Source organism: Mesorhizobium sp. A623 (assembly GCF_054489405.1).
This window is the reverse complement of sequence record NZ_JBTMXB010000001.1, coordinates 89782-108787: the sequence shown is the minus strand read 5'-3', so window position 1 is coordinate 108787 and position 19006 is coordinate 89782. Positions and strand designations below refer to the sequence as shown.

The following is a 19006-nucleotide window of genomic DNA, read 5'->3' as shown; positions in this document are numbered from 1 at the left end:
ACTCGGCAAGAGATATGGATAAAGCCTTCATCAAGGGACTGCGTCTTCTCGAAACGCTGGCAGTGAGCGGCAACCCGCGTGGCGTCACCGATCTTGCAACTGAACTGGATTTCACCAAAAGCAACGTTCACCGGTTACTGACGACCCTGCAGGCGCATGGCTATGTCCGCCAGGTTCCGCCCAACAGCACCTACGAACTGACGACCAAGATCTGGCAACTCGGCAGCAATGTGATCCGCCGGCTCGACATCGTCCAGGTCGCCCGGCCCGCCATGACGGAACTCGCCGCGATCACGGGCGAAACGGTTCATCTGTCGGTCCTTGAAGGAACCGACGTCATCTATCTCGACAAGATCGAAAGCGCCCACCACATCCGGGCGCATACCAGCGTTGGCGCGCGCGCGCCGGCCTTCACCATGGCCACCGGAAAAGCCATGCTGGCGCATCTGCCTGACAGCTACCTCGAGCGCTTCGTTCCGCTTTTCAAGCGCTACACCGGCACCACGCGCTTGACGCTGGAAGAATTGCGCGAAGATGTAGAACTGGCGCGCCAGCAGGGCTATGCGGCCGTGCCGCATGGCGAGTGGCGCGAGGGCATCGCGGCCTGCGCCAGCGCCATCCTCAATCGCTCGGGTGAGGTCGTCGGCGCAATCGGCATGTCCGGCCCAGACACACGCATCAACCGCAAGCAATTGAAGCAGATGGCCGAGCACGTCGTGCACGCCGGCCGCACCATCAGTCTCGCGCTGGGCTACGTTGCCCGCGACTGATTTTTTTCGCTTTAAACCTGTATCAGAAACGGGGTTTGACGCGCACCGCGTCAAACTCCTCAGCTACGCCGCGCATCAATTGTCCTGACCTCAAGGCAAAAGACATGCCGCAGCATGCGAAACGTGCTCACCTGCCCCTGGCGGAGCATGGAAACGGCAGTCAGCGACCGCCGTTTCCGCAGTTCGTTCAGCCGTTGCGGCTTAGCTCGCCCAGCCGGAAACGGCCTTCGGCTCGAGGAACTCCTCGATACCCCATACGCCGCCCTCACGGGCGCGGCCGGAGGCTTTCACGCCACCGAACGGCGATCCGGCGGCGCGCGGCACACCGTTCATCTCGACCATGCCGGACTTCAGCTTGCGCGCCATGTGGTTGCGCTTCTCGCCGTCCTGCGTCTGCACATAGTTGGTCAGGCCGTAGGGCGTGTCGTTGGCGATGGCGACCGCATCGTCCAGCGTGTCGAAAGGAATGATCGAAAGCACCGGCCCAAAAATCTCTTCGCGGGCGATCGCCATGGAATTATCGACATCGGCAAACACCGTCGGGCGCACGAAGTAACCGCGGTTGAGGCCGGCAGGGCGTCCAAGGCCGCCGGCTACAAGGCGGGCGCCCTCGTCGATCCCCGTGCGGATCATGTCCTGCACCTTGGTAAATTGTGCCTCGGAGGACAATGGACCGATGTGGTTGCCGCGCTTGTCGGCCGTATCTACCGCCAGCGCTTCTGCAACCGATCTGGCGATTTCGACAGCCTCGTCATATTTCGGGCGCTGGACCAGCATGCGCGTCGGCGCATTACAACTCTGGCCGGTATTGTTGAAGCACTGGGCCGTGCCGCGACGCACGGCGTCGGCGTCGGCGTCCTCGAAGATGATGTTGGCGCCCTTGCCGCCAAGCTCGAGCACCACCCGCTTCAAACTGTCGGCGGCCGCCTTGGTGATCGCCTTGCCGGCCCGCGTCGAGCCGGTGAAGCTGATCATCTCGATATCGGGATGTGACGACAGGCGTTCGCCGACGCCGGCACCGTCCCCGTTGACGAGGTTGAAAACGCCGGCCGGGAACCCGGCCTCATCGATGAACTCGGCAAAGAGCATGGACGATAGTGGGGCGATCTCCGAAGGCTTGAGCACCATCGTGCAGCCCGCCAGCAAGGCGGGCGTGACCTTGAGGGTAACCTGGTTCATCGGCCAGTTCCAGGGCGTGATGAGCCCGACGACGCCGATGGGGTCCATGACGATCCGGTCGTTCGGAGCATGGTCGCCCAAGGGTCGGACGAATTCGAAGTTCTTGAACGCGGTAATGAAATTGGAGATGTGCCAGGAACCGGCGCCAACCTGGCTCTTGAGCGCCATGTCGATGGGGGCCCCCATCTCGCGGGAAATCGCCTGTGCCATCTCCTCGGCGCGGCGATTGTAGATGGCCAGCAGCCGCTCGACTTTCGCCAGGCGCTCGGCCGGCGTCGTGTTCGACCAGCTCTCGAACGCGCGCTTGGCGGCTTCGACCGCGCGATCCCCATCCGCGTTGCTTCCCAGCGAGATCACCGCGAAAGCTTCCTCGTTGGAAGGATCGATCACCTCGAGGCTTCGCGCCTCGATCGGATCGACCCAGGCGCCGTCAATATAGAACTTCCGCTTCTCAAGCATTGTCGTCCCTTCGTCACGTCATGAAATCAAAACATCGCGGCCATCCGCCGAGACCTTCAGATGGACGCCCGAACGCCATTCGGCAAGGGCTGACTTGATGCAAGGTGCGGACAGAAGCGGTAATTCCATCCAGCCAGTGCGGGTCTGTCACGGGTTCCTCGTCCAAGTCCTTTTTCCGCTGCGTCTCAGCCGCGCCCGATATAGGGCATGGTGGTTGCCATGACGGTCATGAACTGCACGTTAGCCTCTGCGGGCATGTCGGCCATATGCAGGAGCGAACGCGCCACATTCTCCACGTCCATCGTCGGCTCCGCCCGCATGGACCCGTCGGCCTGCGGCATGCCGTGGCTCATGCCGCCGGTCATGTCGGTCAGCGCGTTGCCGATATCGATCTGGCCGCAGGCGATGCCGAAAGGCCTGCCGTCCAGCGAGAGGGTGCGGGTTATCCCGGTCACCGCGTGTTTCGAGGCGGTATAGGCGATAGAGCCAGGCCGCGGCACCTGTGCCGAAATGGATCCGTTGTTGATGATCCGGCCGCCTTGCGGCCTTTGCCGCCGCATCCGGGCAAAGGCGGCGCGGGCGCAAATAAACATCCCCGTCAGGTTGACGTCGATGACCTGACGCCATTGATCGACCGTGATTTCGTCGATCAGCGCGGTTCTCAGGCCGATGCCCGCATTGTTGAACAGGACGTCGATGCGTCCCCATTGGCCTGCCACGCGATCGAAGGCCGCCTCGACCGAGGCCTCGTCGGTCACGTCGCAAGGCAAGACCAGCGTATCGGGCGCGTCTGCCGCCACCTGTTCCAGGGCATCCGCACGGCGGGCAATCAAGCCAACCCGCCAGCCCGCCTCGATGAAGGCGCGGGCTGTCGCCGCACCGATGCCGCCGGAGGCGCCGGTTACGACAATCGTGCGCCCCTTCTCCTGTGTGGAACCGCTGCTCATGCCAACCTCGCTGATTTCAGGAAACCCATCATGGTGGCGTACCGAGCCTTCGTCAAAGGCCATGCCGATGGCGAACGGCGTCCGGCCATCCGGTGGAACCGGCAAGGCGGAAAGCGAGGATCTGGAGTTGCCCCGACACTGACGGCCCGCCGCTTGGAGAGCGCCTAACTTCGGGGATCAGGCCGGCCGGGTCTTCAGCATGGCCGAAAAACGCGGATCGAAGGCGCGGCTGATCGGCTCTGCCGCCGCGCCGAGCGCGATGGCCCAGGGATCGGCGATGCCGAGTTGCAGCCTCGGCAAGGCGCGGTCGGGACGGTCCGCGATCGACGGAATGAGAGGATGCATCGCCTCGTAAAGACGCCGGACCCCCGAGGAAAAAGCCATCGACGGCGCGGCGGCTGCCCTTGCGGGGGTAAAACCGTTGTCACCTCGGGCCGTCGCTTGCAGGGCCTGGCCGAGGCGCTGGCGCTGGGCCTGACCGAACTGTCGCGGCGTCCGTGCTTTTCGCTGGAAGGCGGACAGTTGCGGCATGGGCCGATGGAAATGCTGGGACCCGATATCGGAGTCGTGCTTTTCCGGGGCGACGACCCGACGGCATCGCTCGTAGCCGCCATGGCGATCTCGGCGGTCGAGACCGGCGCGCCGGTTATCCTTTTCGATGCTTCGGGGGCCGAGCCGGTCGCGGGTGCGGTCACGCTGGCGTTCAAGCCGGCATCGGGGCTGGCGGCGATCTTCGCCATGCTGCCGGTGGCTCAGCGTCTGATGATCGCCTTCGCCGATGCGCGCGTCGACAATGCCGGCACGCCGGTGCGTTCCAGCAAGATCACCCGGAGCGAGTGAATGCGGCCTCTCGCGGTGATCGGCAACGTCAATGTCGACCTGATCCTCGGCCCGGCCAAGCCATGGCCGAAAGCCGGCACGGAAATCATCGTCGATCACGACGAACTGCGCGTCGGTGGCCAGGCCGGCAACAGCGCGCTTGCCTGGCAGGCGCTTGGCGTCGATTTCGCCATCGCCGCCAATGTAGGCACGGACCAGTTCGGCCGCTGGCTGCGCGAGGAATTTGGCCATCGCGCCGAACATTGGCCGGTCAGTACCGAGGGCACGACGCTCTCGGTCGGCATCACCCACCCGGACGGCGAGCGCACCTTCTTCACCACGCGCGGCCACCTGCCGCGCTTCGATCTTGCCGGTGTCCTGTCGGTTCTCGACGGGCCAAAACTTTCCGGCGGCTGGGCGCTGCTGACCGGTTCGTTCCTGACCGACGATCTGACGAAGGACTATGACGCGTTTTTCGACTGGGCCGACCGGCACCGCATCGCGGTCGCGCTCGACACCGGCTGGCCCATGGACGGCTGGACTGGGGCGAACCGCGCCAACGTGAAGACATGGCTTTCGCGCTGCGAACTGGCGCTGTTCAACGAGATCGAAACGACGACGCTGGCCGAACGGGAATGCCCGGAGGAGGCCGCGCGGCAGCTTCGATCCGGCATGAAAAAAGGGGCGGTCGCGGTCGTCAAGCGCGGACCGGATGGCGCAATCGCAATCGGCGCCGACGGGGTTCTGGCCTCGGCTGAGGCTCCCGCCGTAAAGGTCGTCGACACCATCGGCGCGGGCGACGTGTTCAACGCCGCGTTTCTGGCATTCCATGCCGCTGGCCTGCCGCTTGCCGCCTGCCTCGCTGCTGGAACGCAGGTGGCATCGCGGGCGATCTCCACCCATCCCCGCGCCTATGGCGGATTGCAGTCTTTCGAGGAAATCACGGCATGAGCAGGCTTGAAATCCTTAACGTCCGCAAGAACTACGGCAAGGTCGAGACGCTGAAAGGCATCGACATCGCGCTGGAGGACGGCGAGTTCCTGGTGCTGCTCGGGCCTTCCGGCTGCGGGAAGTCCACGCTTCTCAACATCATCGCCGGGCTGGCCGAGGCAACGAGCGGCGACGTGCGCATCGGCGACCGCTCCATCCTTGGCGTCCATCCCAAGGACCGCGACATCGCCATGGTGTTCCAGTCCTATGCGCTTTACCCGAACCTGAGCATCCGCCGCAACATCGGCTTCGGCCTGGAAATGCGAAAAGTACCAGTTGCCGAGCGGGAAAAAGCGGTGAACGAAGCGGCAAGGCTGCTGCAGATCGAGGACCTGCTCGACCGCAAGCCGAGCCAGCTTTCCGGCGGCCAGCGCCAGCGGGTGGCGATCGGCAGGGCGCTGGTGCGCAAGCCGCAGGTGTTCCTGTTCGATGAGCCGCTTTCCAATCTCGATGCAAAACTGCGCCTCGAAATGCGCTCCGAGATCAAGCGCCTGCACACCATGCTGAAGACCACCGTGGTCTATGTCACGCACGACCAGATCGAGGCGATGACGCTGGCGACCCGTATCGCCGTCATGCACGAGGGCCGGATCGAGCAACTCGGCACGCCCGAGGAAATCTACAACCGCCCGACAACGCTTTATGTGGCGGGTTTCGTCGGTGCGCCGCCGATGAACATGCTGCGGGCAAGCGTCAGCGGCAACAGCTTGACGATAGAGGGCACCGACGCGGCCTTGCCGCTGCCCAGCCGGTTTGCCGGCGCACTCGACGGCGACCGGCAATTGCTGGCCGGGATCAGGCCGGAAACCCTGCGGTTTGCCGCTGTCGGGAAATCGGATTTCTCCTTTACGGCCGAGATCGAAAGCGTCGAACTGACCGGCCCGGAACTGATCGCCGTCGCGCGGATTGGCGGGCAGCGTGTGACGGCCAGCCTGCCGCCGCGATCCCGTGTCGGCATCGGCGAAACGCATGCCTTCGCTTTCGACGAGGAAGCCCTGCATCTGTTCGACCCCACAACCGGTAAGGCCTACTGACGGGTCACCCAACTTTTAGCGTGTCTGACTTCGCCGCCTGCTTTGCTGCCGTGCCGCTTTGGCCCCATCGGCACCAAGCAGCACGCGCACGGCGGTTTCATGAAGCGGCTGTACCGCGCCCTTGACGACATAGTCTAGGCTGGAGCGGTCGGCGATCAGGATCGGCAGGCGCAACGTGCCGACCAGCCCTTCCGCTTCGAAACGGGCGCGCAGAAGTCCGTAGATGCCAGCATTGCCGGTAAACGGCCCGGTGATGAATACCTTCTCGGGGAAAAGCAGCCGGCAGGCGTTGCCCAGCGCGCGCGCCATGAGATCGACGGCGGTGCGGATTTCGGGAATATCCACCAGGTCCATCGTTGCGATCTGACTGGAAAGCAGTTCCTCCTCCACCGAAGCCCACGGATATTTCTCCCGTATGACCGGCAGCAGGGCCGATAGCGAAACGGCCGTTTCGAGGCAGCCCCGGTTGCCGCAACCGCAGGGGCGGTCTTTCAGGACATTGAAACGCCAATGGCCGATCTCGCCGAACGGGCCGCCCTGGTGCATCGGCGAATCGCCGCCGGCGCGGTAGGCGAGGCCGACACCCCAGCCCCAGTGCAGGATGAAGACGCCTTCGATCGCACTTTCGCCGGTGGCGGCGTAACGGGCGCTCAACTCGACATCCAGTTGGCGAAACAGGAACACGCGCGGCGTGATGCCTTCAAGCGCCTCGCCGACGTCGAAGTCGCGAACGTTCGGCCAGCGCGACGTCAAGATCCACATCCGCGTCTTCACGTCGACGATGCCCGAAACGGTAACCGACGTTCCGATGTGGCGCATGCCCAGCGGGCAGCTTTCGCTCAGCGTCGCGACAAGGCCCCGCATCGCCGCCGTCATGCGGGCTTTGTCGGCATCGGCCGGGACATGGGCGGTTTGTCGGGCGAGGATAGTTCCCCGAAAATCGACAAGGACGCCGATCAGTTCCTGGCTGGAAACGTGAAGGACGGTCGCGCCCGCGCAGCCGGGGTTCAAGACGATGTGCGCCGGCGGCCTGCCGCGGCCGCTCGCCTGGCCGACGCTTTGCTCGATGATGCCCCTGCCGATCAGGTCTGCGATGGCGCGCGACGTCGCCATCGAGGTCATGTCCAGTTCGGCGGCGAGCGCCGCGCGGGATTTGCCGCCGCCATCGTGCAGGTTGGCGATGACGCGCGCGCAGTCGCGCTGATGGGCGTCCGCGAAATCGGTGGTATCGAGCGTCAGCATGCCGGGTAACTTTCAATTCTCTTTTCGGATAACATTATTCAAAAATTGCTTGCAAGCGGTTTCGACCCGTGTAGTGTTTGGACAGCGCAACATTGGCGATCGGCAGCATCATGCTCACTTCCGGCCTGGTCGACATGCAGATCAACGGCTTCGCCGGCGTCGATTTCAACTCGGACACATTGACGGCGGCGGAACTCGACAGCGCGCTGGAGGCCCTTCTGGCGTGCGGCGTGACAACTTGCCTGCCGACGGTCATCACTGCAAGGCCGGATGAATTGGCGGCGCGATTCAGCGCCCTGGACAAAGCGGTTTCAGAGAGCCGCCTCGGCCCGCTCATGTGCCCCGGCTATCATCTGGAAGGCCCTTTCCTCAATCCCGCCCCCGGCTATTGCGGATGCCATCCGGCATCGGCGATGACGGCTGCCGACCCCGCGCTTATCGAGCGCCTGCAGCCGAAACTGGCGCGCCCGATCCTGTTGACGACGCTGGCGCCCGAAGTGGAAGGCGGCATCGCCTTCATACGGGCCATGAAGCGGCGCAACCTCCTTGTTTCGATCGGCCACTCGGCCTGCGGCTTCGATCTTGCGGCGCAGGCGGCGGACGCGGGCGCTGCCCTTTCCACCCATCTCGGCAACGGGTTGCCGCAAACCTTGCCGAAGCTGGACAATACCCTGTTTGCCCAACTAGCCGAAGACCGCCTCGCCGCGACGTTCATCGCAGATGGCATTCACGTTCCGCCAGGTGCCCTGAAAGCTCTTATCCAGGCAAAGGGGCTGGAGCGGTCGATCCTCGTTACCGATGCCGTTTCGGCAGCCGGTGCGCCGCGCGGCCTTTACCAATTTGCCGGGATGCAGGTCGAGAGCCACGCCGACGGCTCGGTCCGCGTTCCGGGCGGCATCGGTCTTGCCGGGTCGGCGCTATGCCTGGACGACGCCGTGCGCAACCTGGTGCGCTGGGGCATCGCCGGTTTCGCGCAGGCCGTCGACATGGCTTCGACCAACGCGATGGCGCTGCTCCAGCCCGTTCTGGACGCGCACGGCCTTCGCCTGCCCACGAGCGAAATCGAGTGGACACCTGACATGACCGTCGCCCGCGTGCGCGTCGGCGACGAAGAACGCAAATACGATCGGCAAACGACAAAATAGGAAGGAAAACAGCCATGACTGCTCATGAATTCAAGGTAAGCCGCCGCACCGTTCTCGGCGGCATCGGCGGCACGTTCCTCGCCGGCACGACGGGGGCCTGGGCGCAATCGCCCAAGCTGCCGGCCTCGCCCGTCACCATCTCGGTGATGGACGTGGGCGGCGCGCTGGCGCTTTCGCAGCCGGCGTTCGAGGACTACGCCAAGAAGTATCCCGCGCGCGCCGAACGCATCGTGTTCACCAAGGCGCCGGTAACCGAGCTTGCCGGAAAGCTGCGCGCGCAGCAGGCGGCGAACCGCGTCGATATCGACATGGTGCTGACCGGGTCCGACGGGCTGGCCGCTGGCCTTGCCAACGACACATGGATCAAGCTGCTGCCGGACTATAACGACAAGTTTCCCAATATCGAGGACAACTACGAACCAGCCGCCCTGGCGCTGCACAAGGTGCAAGGAGCGGGCTACGGCGTCGTGGTGAACTACTATCCTTCCGGCCCGCTGATCGAATACGCGCCCGAGCGGGTGAAGGACGTTCCAGATTCGGCCGAGGCGCTGCTTGCCTGGGCGAAGGCCAATCCGGGCCGCTTCATGTATGCTCGGCCCACCAATTCCGGCCCCGGCCGCACCTTCATGATGGGCCTGCCCTATCTGCTCGGCGACAAGGACCCGCAGGACCCCGTCGACGGCTGGGAGAAAACCTGGGCCTATCTGGCCGAGATCGGCCAGTATATCGACTATTACCCGGCCGGCACCGGCGTCACCATGAAGGAATTCGGGGAAGGCAGCCGCGACATCATCATTTCGACCACGGGATGGGACATCAATCCGCGCGCACTTGGCATCGTGCCGGAATCGGCGAAGATCGGCACGCTCAAGGGCTTTCACTGGGTTTCGGACGCCTTTTTCATGTGCGTTCCCAAAGGCATTTCCGACGACAAGCTCGCCGTGGTGCTCGACCTGATGGCGCACCTGCTCACCCCCGAGGCGCAGGCCTATTCCTATGACGAGGGCTATCTCTACCCCGGCCCGGCTGTGAAGAACGTGCCTGTCTCCATGGCGCCGCAGCACAGCCAGGACATCGTCAAGCGCTACGGAAGGGACGAATATGCCGGCCTCATCGCCGACAACCCGATCGAACTGCCGCTGCCGCCGGAAAAGATGATCGTCGCCTTCCGCAAATGGGACGAACTGGTCGGCGCCAAGAAGTCCTGAGGCTTCGCCCGACAAAGGCCGGCCGCGTCGAGCGGTCGGCCTTTTTGTACGTGCAGCCGCCTGAAATGCCGTGCTTCGTCCGGCGTTCCATCTGTCCGGCGTGAGGTACTCGTTTTTCGTTGCCTTCGAATACTAATAGACTAATATATCATTTGGCCGGAGGAGCCGGGCGAAAGCGCAGCAACGTCGCTTTGCCATGAGATATTTGAGGAGGACGACGATGTTCACGATTTCACGCCGCCAGGCGCTTGGCGGGCTGGCCGGTTTTGCCGCGCTGCCCTTTGGCAGGGCATTCGCCGATGAGCTTGCCCTTCCCACTTCGCCGGTGGCGCTCAACATCATCGACGTTGCGGGCAATCTGCAGCTTACCCAGGCGGCAATCGAGAAATTCGCCAAGGAAAATCCGGAAATCGTTTCCAAGATCACCTTCTCGCGCGCGCCGTCGCCCGAACTGCCGGCCAAGCTTGCCGCGCAGCAGGCGGCCAACCGGGTCGACATCGACCTGGTGCTGACGGGGCCGGGCGCCATGTCGGACGGCATCACGCAGGGTCTGTGGATCGACGTGTGGACGAAATATCCTCAGGCGCTGCCCAAGGCCGAGGACGTCTATCACGACAGCGCCTTGATGATGCAGAAGAATTTTGGCCAGAACGAAGGCGTGGCCGTCGTCTATTCGCCGTCGGGGCCGCTGTTCGAGTATGCGCCCGACAGGGTCAAGACGATCCCCAAGAATGCCGAGGAACTGCTGGCATGGGTAAAGGCCAATCCCGGCAAGTTCTGCTATGCGCGGCCGGTAAACTCGGGGCCGGGCTGGACCTTCCTGATGGCCATGCCCTACATCCTCGGCGATAAGGATCCGTCCGACCCGATCAATGGCTGGGAGAAGACCTGGGCCTATCTGAAGGAAATGGACGAAGGCATCGACTACTATCCGTCCGGCACCACGGTGACGATGAAGGAACTGGCCGAGGGCACCCGCGACATGATCGTGTCCACCTTCGGCTGGGATATCAACCCGCGCGTGCTGGGCATCGTGCCGAAGGAGATCGAGACGTTTGCGCTGGAAGGCACGCATTGGGTGCCAGACACGCAGTTTATGTGCATTCCCAAGGGCGTGGCCGACGACAAGGTCGCGGTGCTGGTCAAGCTCATGGCCTTCATGCTCGAGCCGGCGCAACAGGCCTACACTTACGACAAGGGCTATTTCTATCCCGGCCCGGCGGTCAAGGACGTGCCGCTCAGCGCAGCACCCAAGGAAAGCCAGGATGCGATCGCCGAATTCGGCCGTCCGCAATATGACGAGCTGATTAAGAAGTTCCCGGTCGAAGCGCCCCTGAAGCCGGCAGCGCTGGTTGCCGCCTTCGAGAAATGGGACCGCGAGGTCGGCGCCAACAAGACGAAGTAGCGGACTGATGCGGTTTGCCGTTATCGGCATCGATCATCGTCATGTCTATGACCTGATCGGTGGGCTTCTGGATGCCGGCGCGGAGTGCGCCGGCTACGATCCCGCGACGACCGATCCCAAGGTAGCCGCCGGCAGCACCGAGCGTTTCCCGAAGATCGCGGCGGTCGAGCGGCAGCGCCTGCTCGACGACCCCGCCGTCGATCTCGTCGTCACGGCCGCTGTCCCGTCGGACCGGGCCGGCATTGCCATCGAGGCGATGCGGCACGGCAAGGACGTTTTGGCCGACAAGCCCGGCCTGACCACGTTCGAGCAGGTTGCCGCAGTGCGGCAGGCGGTGCGCGACACGGGACGCATTTTTTCGATCTGCTTTTCCGAGCGCTTCCTGACGCGGGCCTCGACGCTGGCGACGAAGCTGGTAATGGACGGCGCCATCGGCGAGGTCATCCATGTGACTGGCCTGGGTCCGCACCGCCTCAACCGACCGCTGCGCCCGGCGTGGTTTTTCGATCCGGCGAACTATGGTGGCATTCTCGTCGATATCGCCTCGCATCAGATCGACCAGTTCCTGTTCTATACCGGCTCTTCCGATGCCCGTATCGTATCGAGCGCCATCGGCCATTACGGCGCACCCGATATCCCGGATTTCCAGGATTTCGGCGATGTGTTGCTGCGCTCCGATAAAGCGAGCGGTTATATCCGCGTCGACTGGTTCACCGCTGACGGACTGCCGACCTGGGGCGACGGGCGGTTGATCCTGCTCGGCACCAAGGGCACGATCGAACTGCGGAAATATGTCGACATCGCCGGGCGACCGGGCACCGATCATGTGTTCATGGTCGATGGCCAAGGCACGCGCCATTTCGATGCATCGGGCGAAAAGATCAGCTATTTTGAACGCCTGCTCGCCGATGTGCGGGATCGCACCGAAACCGCGACGGCGCAGGAACATGTCTTCACCGTCTGTCGGCTGGCGCTTGAGGCGCAGGCCGGGGCCGTCGTCGTGACGGCCAAGGAAAGGAACGCGCGATGAGCAGGCTACGTGTCGCCATGATCGGCCTCGGTCCGGCGGCGCTGCCGCATGCGAAGAGCCTCGTCGATCTTGCTGACAGGATCGAGGTTAGATGGGCGGCCAGTCGCAGCCAGGCGACGGCAGATGCCTTTGCCGGCCAGTTTCCCTTCCCCGTGACAACGGATATCGCCGCCGCGATTGCCGATCCGGAGGTCCAGGCGGTGCTGGTGCTGACGCCGGCCAACGCGCATCTGGAGATAGCCGAGGCAGCCCTTGCCGCCGGCAAGCATGTGCTCGTGGAAAAGCCGCTGGAAACGACGCTGGCGCGTGCCGAAAATCTGGTGGCGCTGGCGCGAAAAACGGGCCTGCTTCTTGGCGTCGTGCTGCAACACCGGTTCCGACCGGCCAGCCTGCGGCTGCGCGAAATACTGGCCGCAGGCGCCATCGGCACGGTCGAGGCAGCCAGCTTGCGTGTTCCGTGGTGGCGACCGCAGGCCTATTACGATGCGGCCGGCCGCGGCAGTTTCGCGCGGGACGGCGGCGGCGTTTTGTTGTCGCAGGCGATCCATGTCATCGACCTGTTCCGCTCGCTGCTGGGAGAGGTCGATGTGCTGGCCTCGCAGGTAACGACGACCAGCCTGCACAAGATGGAAGCCGAGGATCATGTCACCGCCCTGATGCGACTCGACAACGGCGCACCGGCTTCGCTGCTGGCGACCACCGCAGCCTATCCCGGTTCGCCTGAAACCATGGAGATCATCGGCTCGCTCGGCACGGCCACGCTGACCGGCGGGGCGCTGAACATTGCCTGGCTCGACGGGCGCGAAGAGCGTGTCGAGGCGGAAGGGAAGACCGGCAGCGGCGCCGCCATCATGGACTTTCCCCATGACGCGCACCGTGCGCTGATTGCCGATTTCGCCGATGCGGTTGCGCAAGGCCGTGATCCCGCTGTGACGGGAGAAGAAGCGTTGGCAACGCAACGCCTGATCGCCAGCATCATCCGCGCCGATCCTACCAGCAACCAGCCGGTATAACGCCCCCTTCAAAATCTGAAACGTTTTCGAGACTACCTCAGAAAGCGGTCTTTCCGCCGCGATCATGCGGCGGAAAGACAAGCTCTTGTCAGGTGGAGGCGGGCTGCTGCTTGGCGCGCGCCACGATCTGCGTCGGGTTGACGAAGCGCAGCGCGATCAAGAGCCAGATCAGCGTCGTTATCATGTAGATCACCGCCATCGCGTCGATCGACTGTACGGCGCGAACGCCCGAGGCGAAGACCGAATAATACAGCGCCACGACGAGTGTCTGGCTGGTCGGACCGGCCGTCAGGAAGGTCAGTTCGAACATGCCGATGGTGCGAACCAAAACCAGGAGAAGCGCCGCCAGAATGCCCGGCACCAGCATCGGCAGCAGGACATGGATAAAAAGCTGGAACGTGCTGGCCCCGAAGACGCGCGCCGCCGCCTCGATCTTGGGATCGATCTGCTCGATGAACGGGATCATCACCAGGATGACGAAGGGCACCGTCGGCACCAGGTTGGCCAGCACCACGCCCCAGAAAGTGCCGCCCACGCCCGATTGATAGAGCACGGTCGCCAGCGGAATGCCGAAGGTGATCGGCGGAACCAGAAGCGGCAGCAGGAACAGGAGCATGACCAGCTTCTTGCCGGGAAAATCGCGCCGCGCCAGCGCATACGCCGCAGTGACCCCGAGCAGGCCCGAAAGGGCGACCACGGTGAAGGCGATCTGGAACGTCACGATCAGGATGTCGTAGAGCTGGAATTCCGCCCAGGCGGAGAAGTACCAGCGGGTGGTGAAGCCGGCGGGAATCCACGTTCCCAGCCAGCGCGTGCCGAAGGACGACAGGATGACGGTGGCGATCATCGCCGCGAGGTTGAGGATGAAGAAGCCCACCACCACCCAGATTGCGGTGATCCAGAGCTTAGCGCCGATGGATGTATCGCGGATCATGTCAGCCCTTTCCGCCGGCGGTCGCGCCGCGATAGAATAGGTTGCGCAGCATCAGGATGGCGACGACGATGACCAGTTGCACGCCAGCCATGATCATCGCGATGGCCGAAGCCATGGAGTAGTCATATTGCTCGAAGGCGGCCTGGTAGGCCGCGATCGAGATGACGCGCGTCGGACCGGCCGGCGCGCCGAGCAGGATTGCCGACGGGAAGACGGCAAAAGCCTGCACGAAGGAAAGCAGGAAGGCGATGGCCAGGCCGGGGACCAGAAGCGGCAGGAAAACGTAGCGGAAGCGCTGCCAGGAGCGGGCGCCGTGGGTCGCTGCCGCCTGTTCCAGCGCCGGGTCGATGCCCGTCACGTAGGAAAGCGTCAAAAGGAACGTGAACGGGAAGCCGGTGATGATCAGCGAGGCGAAAACGCCCCAGTAATTGTTGGTGAGTTTCACGGGGCTGCCGATGATGCCCAACAGCATGAGCGTGCGGCTGAACCAGCCTTGTGGGCCGAGATAGTTGAGCAGCCCTTCCGCCACCAGCACCGTGCCCAGCGTGACCGGCAGAACGAGGATGGTGGTCAACATGCGCTGGTGCGTCATCAGGCGCACGCGAAAGGCGATGGGCAGCGCCAGCGTCAGGCTGATGACGGTGACCGGCACCGCCAGCCAGAGCGTCGTGGCAATGGTGTTGTAGAGGAACGGATCGGAAAAGAAGCGCTGATAATTGGCGAGCATCCCGCCTTCCTTCGGCTCGAAGGACAGAAGCAGGCCGTAGAGGAACGGGTAGACGAAGATCGCCAGCGTGAACAGGGCGGCGGGAAACACCAGAAGCGTGACGCCATCGATACCGTGCACGGCCAGCCGCTGGCGCAGCGACGGAGGGGGCGTATGATCGAGCGTCGACATCGCCGCCCTCACGCCGCGTAGATCAGGGCGTGGGCAGGATCGATCGAGAGCGAAACCGTGTCTCCGATCGACGCGGCCCGCTTGGCGTGGAAGATAAGCTCCATGCCATCTTCGGCGCGCGCCGTGCCGACGAATTCGCGGCCGCGATACTCGATGGTTTCGACCGTCGCATCGAGCGTGCTGGCGCCCTTGGCGGTCATGGTGACGTCGTCCGCGCGGGCTGCGATCACGGCTTGCGCGCCGATGGCGAGATCGTCGCGCAGCCTGCCGGAAAGGCTGACGTCGCCGACTTTGACCGTACCGATGTCGCCGTCGCGTGCCGTGACCTTGCCGGTGAGCCGGTTGCGGTAGCCCATGAATTCGGCAACGTCGAGATGGTCGGGGCTTTCGTAGAGATCGCGCGGCGCGCCGACCTGCCGGATCTTGCCGTCGCTCAAAACGATGATGCGGTCGGCAAGCGACAAGGCCTCGTCCTGGTCGTGGGTGACGTACAGCGTGGTCGCCCCCAACTGGTTGTGGATGCGCCGGATTTCAGCGCGCATTTCGAGGCGCAGCTTCGCATCGAGGTTGGAGAGCGGCTCGTCCATCAACACCAGCGGCGGCTCGATGACGATGGCGCGGGCAATCGCCACGCGCTGCTGCTGGCCGCCGGACAATTGGCCGGGAAGTTTGTGACCCTGCGTCTCCAGCCGCACCAGCCCCAGCGCCTCGTCGACGCGCTTGGCGATTTCGGCCTTGGGCGTGCCGCGCATCTTCAGGCCGAAGCCGATATTGGCCCTGACCGTCATATGAGGGAACAGCGCGTAATTCTGGAAGACCATGCCGAAGCCGCGGTCTTCCGGCTTAAGCTGGTCGATGCGCTTGTCGTCGAGATAGATGCTGCCGCCGGTGGTGGAGAGCAAGCCGGCAATGCAGTTCAGCGCGGTCGACTTGCCGCAGCCCGAAGGGCCGAGCAGCGCGATGAACTCCCCCTTGCGGACGGTCAGCGAAACGTCACTCAGCGCGCTCACGGAGCCGAACTTTCGACTCATGTGATCGAGGCGGAGTTCGTCGAATTTCGACGAGGCAAGCAGCATCCGTTCGTAACCCCATTGTTGCAGACGATCCGAGCGGCATGCCCGGATCGTATCAAGTGCCGACCGTCAGAGACGCGTCATTTCGCGATGGCGGCGACCTGTTCGTCCCAGATGCGGAATGCCGTGACCATGTCCGAGGGCTGCAGCGGCAGTTCGATCGGATTGTTGGCGATCAGGTCGGCATATTCGGGCCGGCCATATTCGGCGATTGCGTCCTGGCTTTCCTGCGGGGCCATGTCGAGCGTGACGCCCTTGACCGCCGGGCCGGGATAGAAATAGCCCGCGTCATAGGTGTAGGCCTGCTGCTTGGGTGTCAAAAGGAAGGCCATCAAATCCTTCAACACCGCCATCTTTTCCTCGCTGACGCCTTTCGGCACGCACATGTAATGGGCGTCGGCAACCCAATGGAAGCCTTTCAGCGCCGCTACCTTGGCTTCCTTCGGCACGACGCCGAGAACGCGCGGGTTGATGTCCCAGCCGGTCGTCGTCACCGTCATGTCACGCGTGCCTTCACCGAGTTCCTTCATCAAAGCGCCGGTGCCGGTCGGATAGTACTCGATGTATTTGTGCAATTCCTTGAGGTAGGCCCAGGTCTTGTCCCAGCCCTTGACCGGATCGTTGGCATCGGTGTCGCCGAGCAGGTAGGGAAGGCCCATCAGGAAGGTGCGGCCGGGGCCGGAATTGGCCGGGCGTGCATAAAGGAACTTGTTCGGATTTTCCTTGGCCCAGGCCAGAAGCTCCTCCGCCGTGGTCGGCACCGTCTTGACCTTGTCGGGCATGTATTCGAGCAGCGGCCCGGACGGATAATAGGTGACGACGACGCCATGGTCCTTGGCCAGCGACTGCATGCGTACTGCCGGCTCCTGATAGATATCGGCCAGATTCGGCAAGGCCCCCGATTCATCCGGCAAAAGCTTGACCCACAAATCCATCTCCAGGCCCGCCGCCAACGCATCCGTTCCGGTGAGCACGAGGTCGATGTCAACGCGGTCCGCCGCCTGCTGCGCCTTGATCTTGCCCGGAAGCTCCGGCGCGGGCGCCTTGGTGAATACGATGTTCGACACCCATTCCGGCTTGGCTGTCTTGTAGTTCTCGATCGCCTTTTGGGTCAGCGCCAGATTGCCGGCGACGTCGACGACATTGATGGAAACGGGCGAGGTCGGCGCCTTGGCGGCCCCGGTAGCAGCGGTTTGGGCAAAGGCGCGCATAGCCGGCAGCGCCGCCATGCCGGCCAATCCGCCGACTGCCTGCCTGCGGGTGATCTTGATCATCTTCATCTCCTCCACTGGGTGATCCTGTCTTGTCGGGCAGGGTTTCAGTTTTGATATATTAATCTACCAGTCACTAAAGACAACCGCTTTCTGTTCGATTGCCTCACCGCCGGTCGGCCCATCGCGCCACCGTGGCGGATGCGCCGTCGTTCAACAAGTCGGTCAATGCGGATTCGACGGCAGCCCGAAATTCCGGCATGGCCGCAAGGTCGGTGCCAAAAACCTGCTCCAGGCGCAGAAAGGCAGCCGCCAGCTCGGCAGCCGAGCCGGCTCCTTGCGCGCGGTCGCGCATGGTTTCGGCGAGCGGATCGCGCACGTCGATGCGATTGCCCTTTTCGTCCGTACCTGCTGCATAGCGCATCCAGGCCGCGACACCGAGCGCGAGCCGCGCAAACGGCGCCTTCGCCGCGATCCGGTCGCGGATGGTGTGGAGAAGCCGTTGCGGAAGCTTCTGGGAGCCGTCCATGGCGATCTGCCATGTGCGGTGGCGCAGCGCCGGATTCCGGAAACGCGCCAAGAGTTCCGCCTTGTAGGCGTCGAGGTCTATTCCGGCGAGCCGGGGCAGGGTCGGCGTGACCTCATCGTCCATCAACGCTTCGACCAGCGGGCCGAAGCCGGGCGCCGCCATCGCATCCGACACGGTTTCATGGCCGGCGAGATAGCCGAGATAAGCGAGCGTGGAGTGGCTACCGTTGAGCAGCCGGAGCTTCATCAACTCATAGGCGTCCACATCCTTGACGAAGGTAGCGCCGGCCTGTTCCCACTGCGGCCGCCCCGATGGAAAATAGTCCTCGATCACCCATTGCGAGAACGGTTCGGTGACGATCGGCCAGGCATCTTCCATGCCGAGCGCCTCGGCAACGGAATTGCGGTCGCCATCCGTGGTCGCGGGTACGATGCGGTCGACCATGGTCGACGGGCAGGCGATTTCATCGGCGACATAACGGCCGAGATCGGGGTCGCGCAGTTCGGCGAAACGCGAAACGACGCGCTTCAGCGTCCGCCCGTTGGCCGGAAGGTTGTCGCATGACAGCAGCGTGAACGGTGCGCTGCCTGCGGCGCGCCGGCGCGCGATCGCCTCGACGATGAAGCCGACTGCCGTGCGCGGCGCACCCGGCGAGGCGAGGTCGTGGCGAATGTCGGGATGCGCCTCGTCGAGAGCGCCGGTTGCCGGCGCATGGCAGTAGCCTTTTTCGGTGACCGTCAGCGACACGATCTTGACCTGCGGATGCGCCATCGCGGCAAGCAGCGCCTCGGGGTTCTCCGGGGCTACGAGCAGGCCCGCGATGGAGCCGATGACGCGCAGCCGTTCGCCATCGCCGTCGCGCGCCACCACCGTGTAAAGCCCGTCCTGCGGGGCCAGCGCGTCGCGCGTATCGGCGCTGCGTAGCGATGCGCCGACAATTGCCCAGCGCAGATCGCCACTGCCCAGCACCGTATCGGTATAGACGGCCTGGTGCGCGCGGTGGAATGCGCCGATGCCGAGATGCACGATCCCAGCCTGCATGGCGCTGCGGTCATAGGCGGGGCGTGCGATCCCCGCCGACAGGTCGTCAAGGGTTCGATTGGAAAGCCGCTGCGCCATG

General features: G+C 63.9%; 16 protein-coding genes and 2 pseudogenes. 9 read left to right on the top strand and 9 right to left on the bottom strand.

Annotated elements, in window-relative coordinates:
* Positions 1-14 precede the first annotated feature (14 nt).
* Complete coding sequence (locus tag ACX3P1_RS00595; RefSeq protein WP_459077585.1) at positions 15-770, top strand: IclR family transcriptional regulator; 756 nt, start codon at positions 15-17, stop codon at positions 768-770.
* A 201-nt stretch (positions 771-971) separates the two neighbouring features.
* On the opposite strand, the gene ACX3P1_RS00590 is transcribed toward ACX3P1_RS00595, so the two are convergent.
* From ACX3P1_RS00590 to ACX3P1_RS00580, 3 genes and pseudogenes are all read right to left on the bottom strand, one after another.
* Entirely contained in the window at positions 972-2408 is a 1437-nt protein-coding gene (locus ACX3P1_RS00590) for an aldehyde dehydrogenase family protein (RefSeq protein WP_459077584.1), read from the bottom strand.
* Positions 2409-2593: 185 nt separating this feature from the next.
* Positions 2594-3355 (bottom strand): SDR family oxidoreductase, encoded by a 762-nt coding sequence (locus tag ACX3P1_RS00585; protein ID WP_459077583.1) that lies wholly within the window; start codon positions 3353-3355, stop codon positions 2594-2596.
* Positions 3356-3532: 177 nt separating this feature from the next.
* Positions 3533-3718, bottom strand: a pseudogene (locus tag ACX3P1_RS00580) (ROK family transcriptional regulator); the annotation flags it as partial.
* Between the two features lie 28 nt (positions 3719-3746).
* Here ACX3P1_RS00580 and ACX3P1_RS00575 point away from each other — a divergent pair.
* The 3 genes and pseudogenes from ACX3P1_RS00575 to ACX3P1_RS00565 all read left to right on the top strand — a co-directional run.
* Positions 3747-4195: pseudogene (locus ACX3P1_RS00575) on the top strand (SIS domain-containing protein); the annotation flags it as partial.
* The gene (locus tag ACX3P1_RS00570; RefSeq protein ID WP_459077582.1) at positions 4196-5125 is read left to right on the top strand and encodes a PfkB family carbohydrate kinase; all 930 of its coding nucleotides are present in this window, start codon (positions 4196-4198) and stop codon (positions 5123-5125) included.
* Positions 5122-6198: an ABC transporter ATP-binding protein gene (locus tag ACX3P1_RS00565; RefSeq protein WP_459077581.1), complete on the top strand. Its 1077-nt coding sequence runs from the start codon at positions 5122-5124 to the stop codon at positions 6196-6198. The genes ACX3P1_RS00570 and ACX3P1_RS00565 overlap by 4 nt, the downstream gene beginning before the upstream one ends.
* Positions 6199-6213: 15 nt before the next feature.
* Here the strand turns inward: ACX3P1_RS00565 and ACX3P1_RS00560 are convergent, their stop codons facing one another.
* Positions 6214-7440 (bottom strand): ROK family transcriptional regulator, encoded by a 1227-nt coding sequence (locus tag ACX3P1_RS00560; RefSeq protein ID WP_459077580.1) that lies wholly within the window; start codon positions 7438-7440, stop codon positions 6214-6216.
* Between the two features lie 92 nt (positions 7441-7532).
* Here ACX3P1_RS00560 and ACX3P1_RS00555 point away from each other — a divergent pair, with 92 nt between their 5' ends.
* The 5 genes from ACX3P1_RS00555 (at position 7533) to ACX3P1_RS00535 (ending at position 13241) form a co-directional block, all read left to right on the top strand.
* The gene (locus ACX3P1_RS00555; RefSeq protein ID WP_459077579.1) at positions 7533-8585 is read left to right on the top strand and encodes an N-acetylglucosamine-6-phosphate deacetylase; all 1053 of its coding nucleotides are present in this window, start codon (positions 7533-7535) and stop codon (positions 8583-8585) included.
* A gap of 14 nt (positions 8586-8599) precedes the next feature.
* The gene (locus ACX3P1_RS00550; RefSeq protein ID WP_459077578.1) at positions 8600-9793 is read left to right on the top strand and encodes an ABC transporter substrate-binding protein; all 1194 of its coding nucleotides are present in this window, start codon (positions 8600-8602) and stop codon (positions 9791-9793) included.
* Positions 9794-10013: 220 nt separating this feature from the next.
* Positions 10014-11198 (top strand): ABC transporter substrate-binding protein, encoded by a 1185-nt coding sequence (locus tag ACX3P1_RS00545; protein WP_459077577.1) that lies wholly within the window; start codon positions 10014-10016, stop codon positions 11196-11198.
* Positions 11199-11202: 4 nt separating this feature from the next.
* Complete coding sequence (locus ACX3P1_RS00540) at positions 11203-12228, top strand: Gfo/Idh/MocA family protein (protein WP_459077904.1); 1026 nt, start codon at positions 11203-11205, stop codon at positions 12226-12228.
* A complete protein-coding gene (locus tag ACX3P1_RS00535; protein ID WP_459077576.1) occupies positions 12225-13241 on the top strand; it encodes a Gfo/Idh/MocA family protein in 1017 nt (338 codons plus the stop codon). The genes ACX3P1_RS00540 and ACX3P1_RS00535 overlap by 4 nt, the downstream gene beginning before the upstream one ends.
* Before the next feature lie 88 nt (positions 13242-13329).
* On the opposite strand, the gene ACX3P1_RS00530 is transcribed toward ACX3P1_RS00535, so the two are convergent.
* The 5 genes from ACX3P1_RS00530 to ACX3P1_RS00510 all read right to left on the bottom strand — a co-directional run bounded on the left by ACX3P1_RS00530 (position 13330) and on the right by ACX3P1_RS00510 (position 19005).
* On the bottom strand, positions 13330-14175 hold the full coding sequence (locus ACX3P1_RS00530) for an ABC transporter permease (RefSeq protein WP_459077575.1): 846 nt from the start codon (positions 14173-14175) through the stop codon (positions 13330-13332).
* Position 14176: 1 nt separating this feature from the next.
* A complete protein-coding gene (locus tag ACX3P1_RS00525) occupies positions 14177-15073 on the bottom strand; it encodes an ABC transporter permease (RefSeq protein WP_459077574.1) in 897 nt (298 codons plus the stop codon).
* Positions 15074-15081: 8 nt separating this feature from the next.
* Positions 15082-16149: an ABC transporter ATP-binding protein gene (locus ACX3P1_RS00520; RefSeq protein ID WP_459077573.1), complete on the bottom strand. Its 1068-nt coding sequence runs from the start codon at positions 16147-16149 to the stop codon at positions 15082-15084.
* 77 nt (positions 16150-16226) lie between these two features.
* Positions 16227-17417 (bottom strand): extracellular solute-binding protein, encoded by a 1191-nt coding sequence (locus ACX3P1_RS00515; protein ID WP_459077903.1) that lies wholly within the window; start codon positions 17415-17417, stop codon positions 16227-16229.
* 106 nt (positions 17418-17523) lie between these two features.
* Positions 17524-19005 (bottom strand): mannitol dehydrogenase family protein, encoded by a 1482-nt coding sequence (locus ACX3P1_RS00510; protein WP_459077572.1) that lies wholly within the window; start codon positions 19003-19005, stop codon positions 17524-17526.
* Position 19006 lies beyond the last annotated feature (1 nt).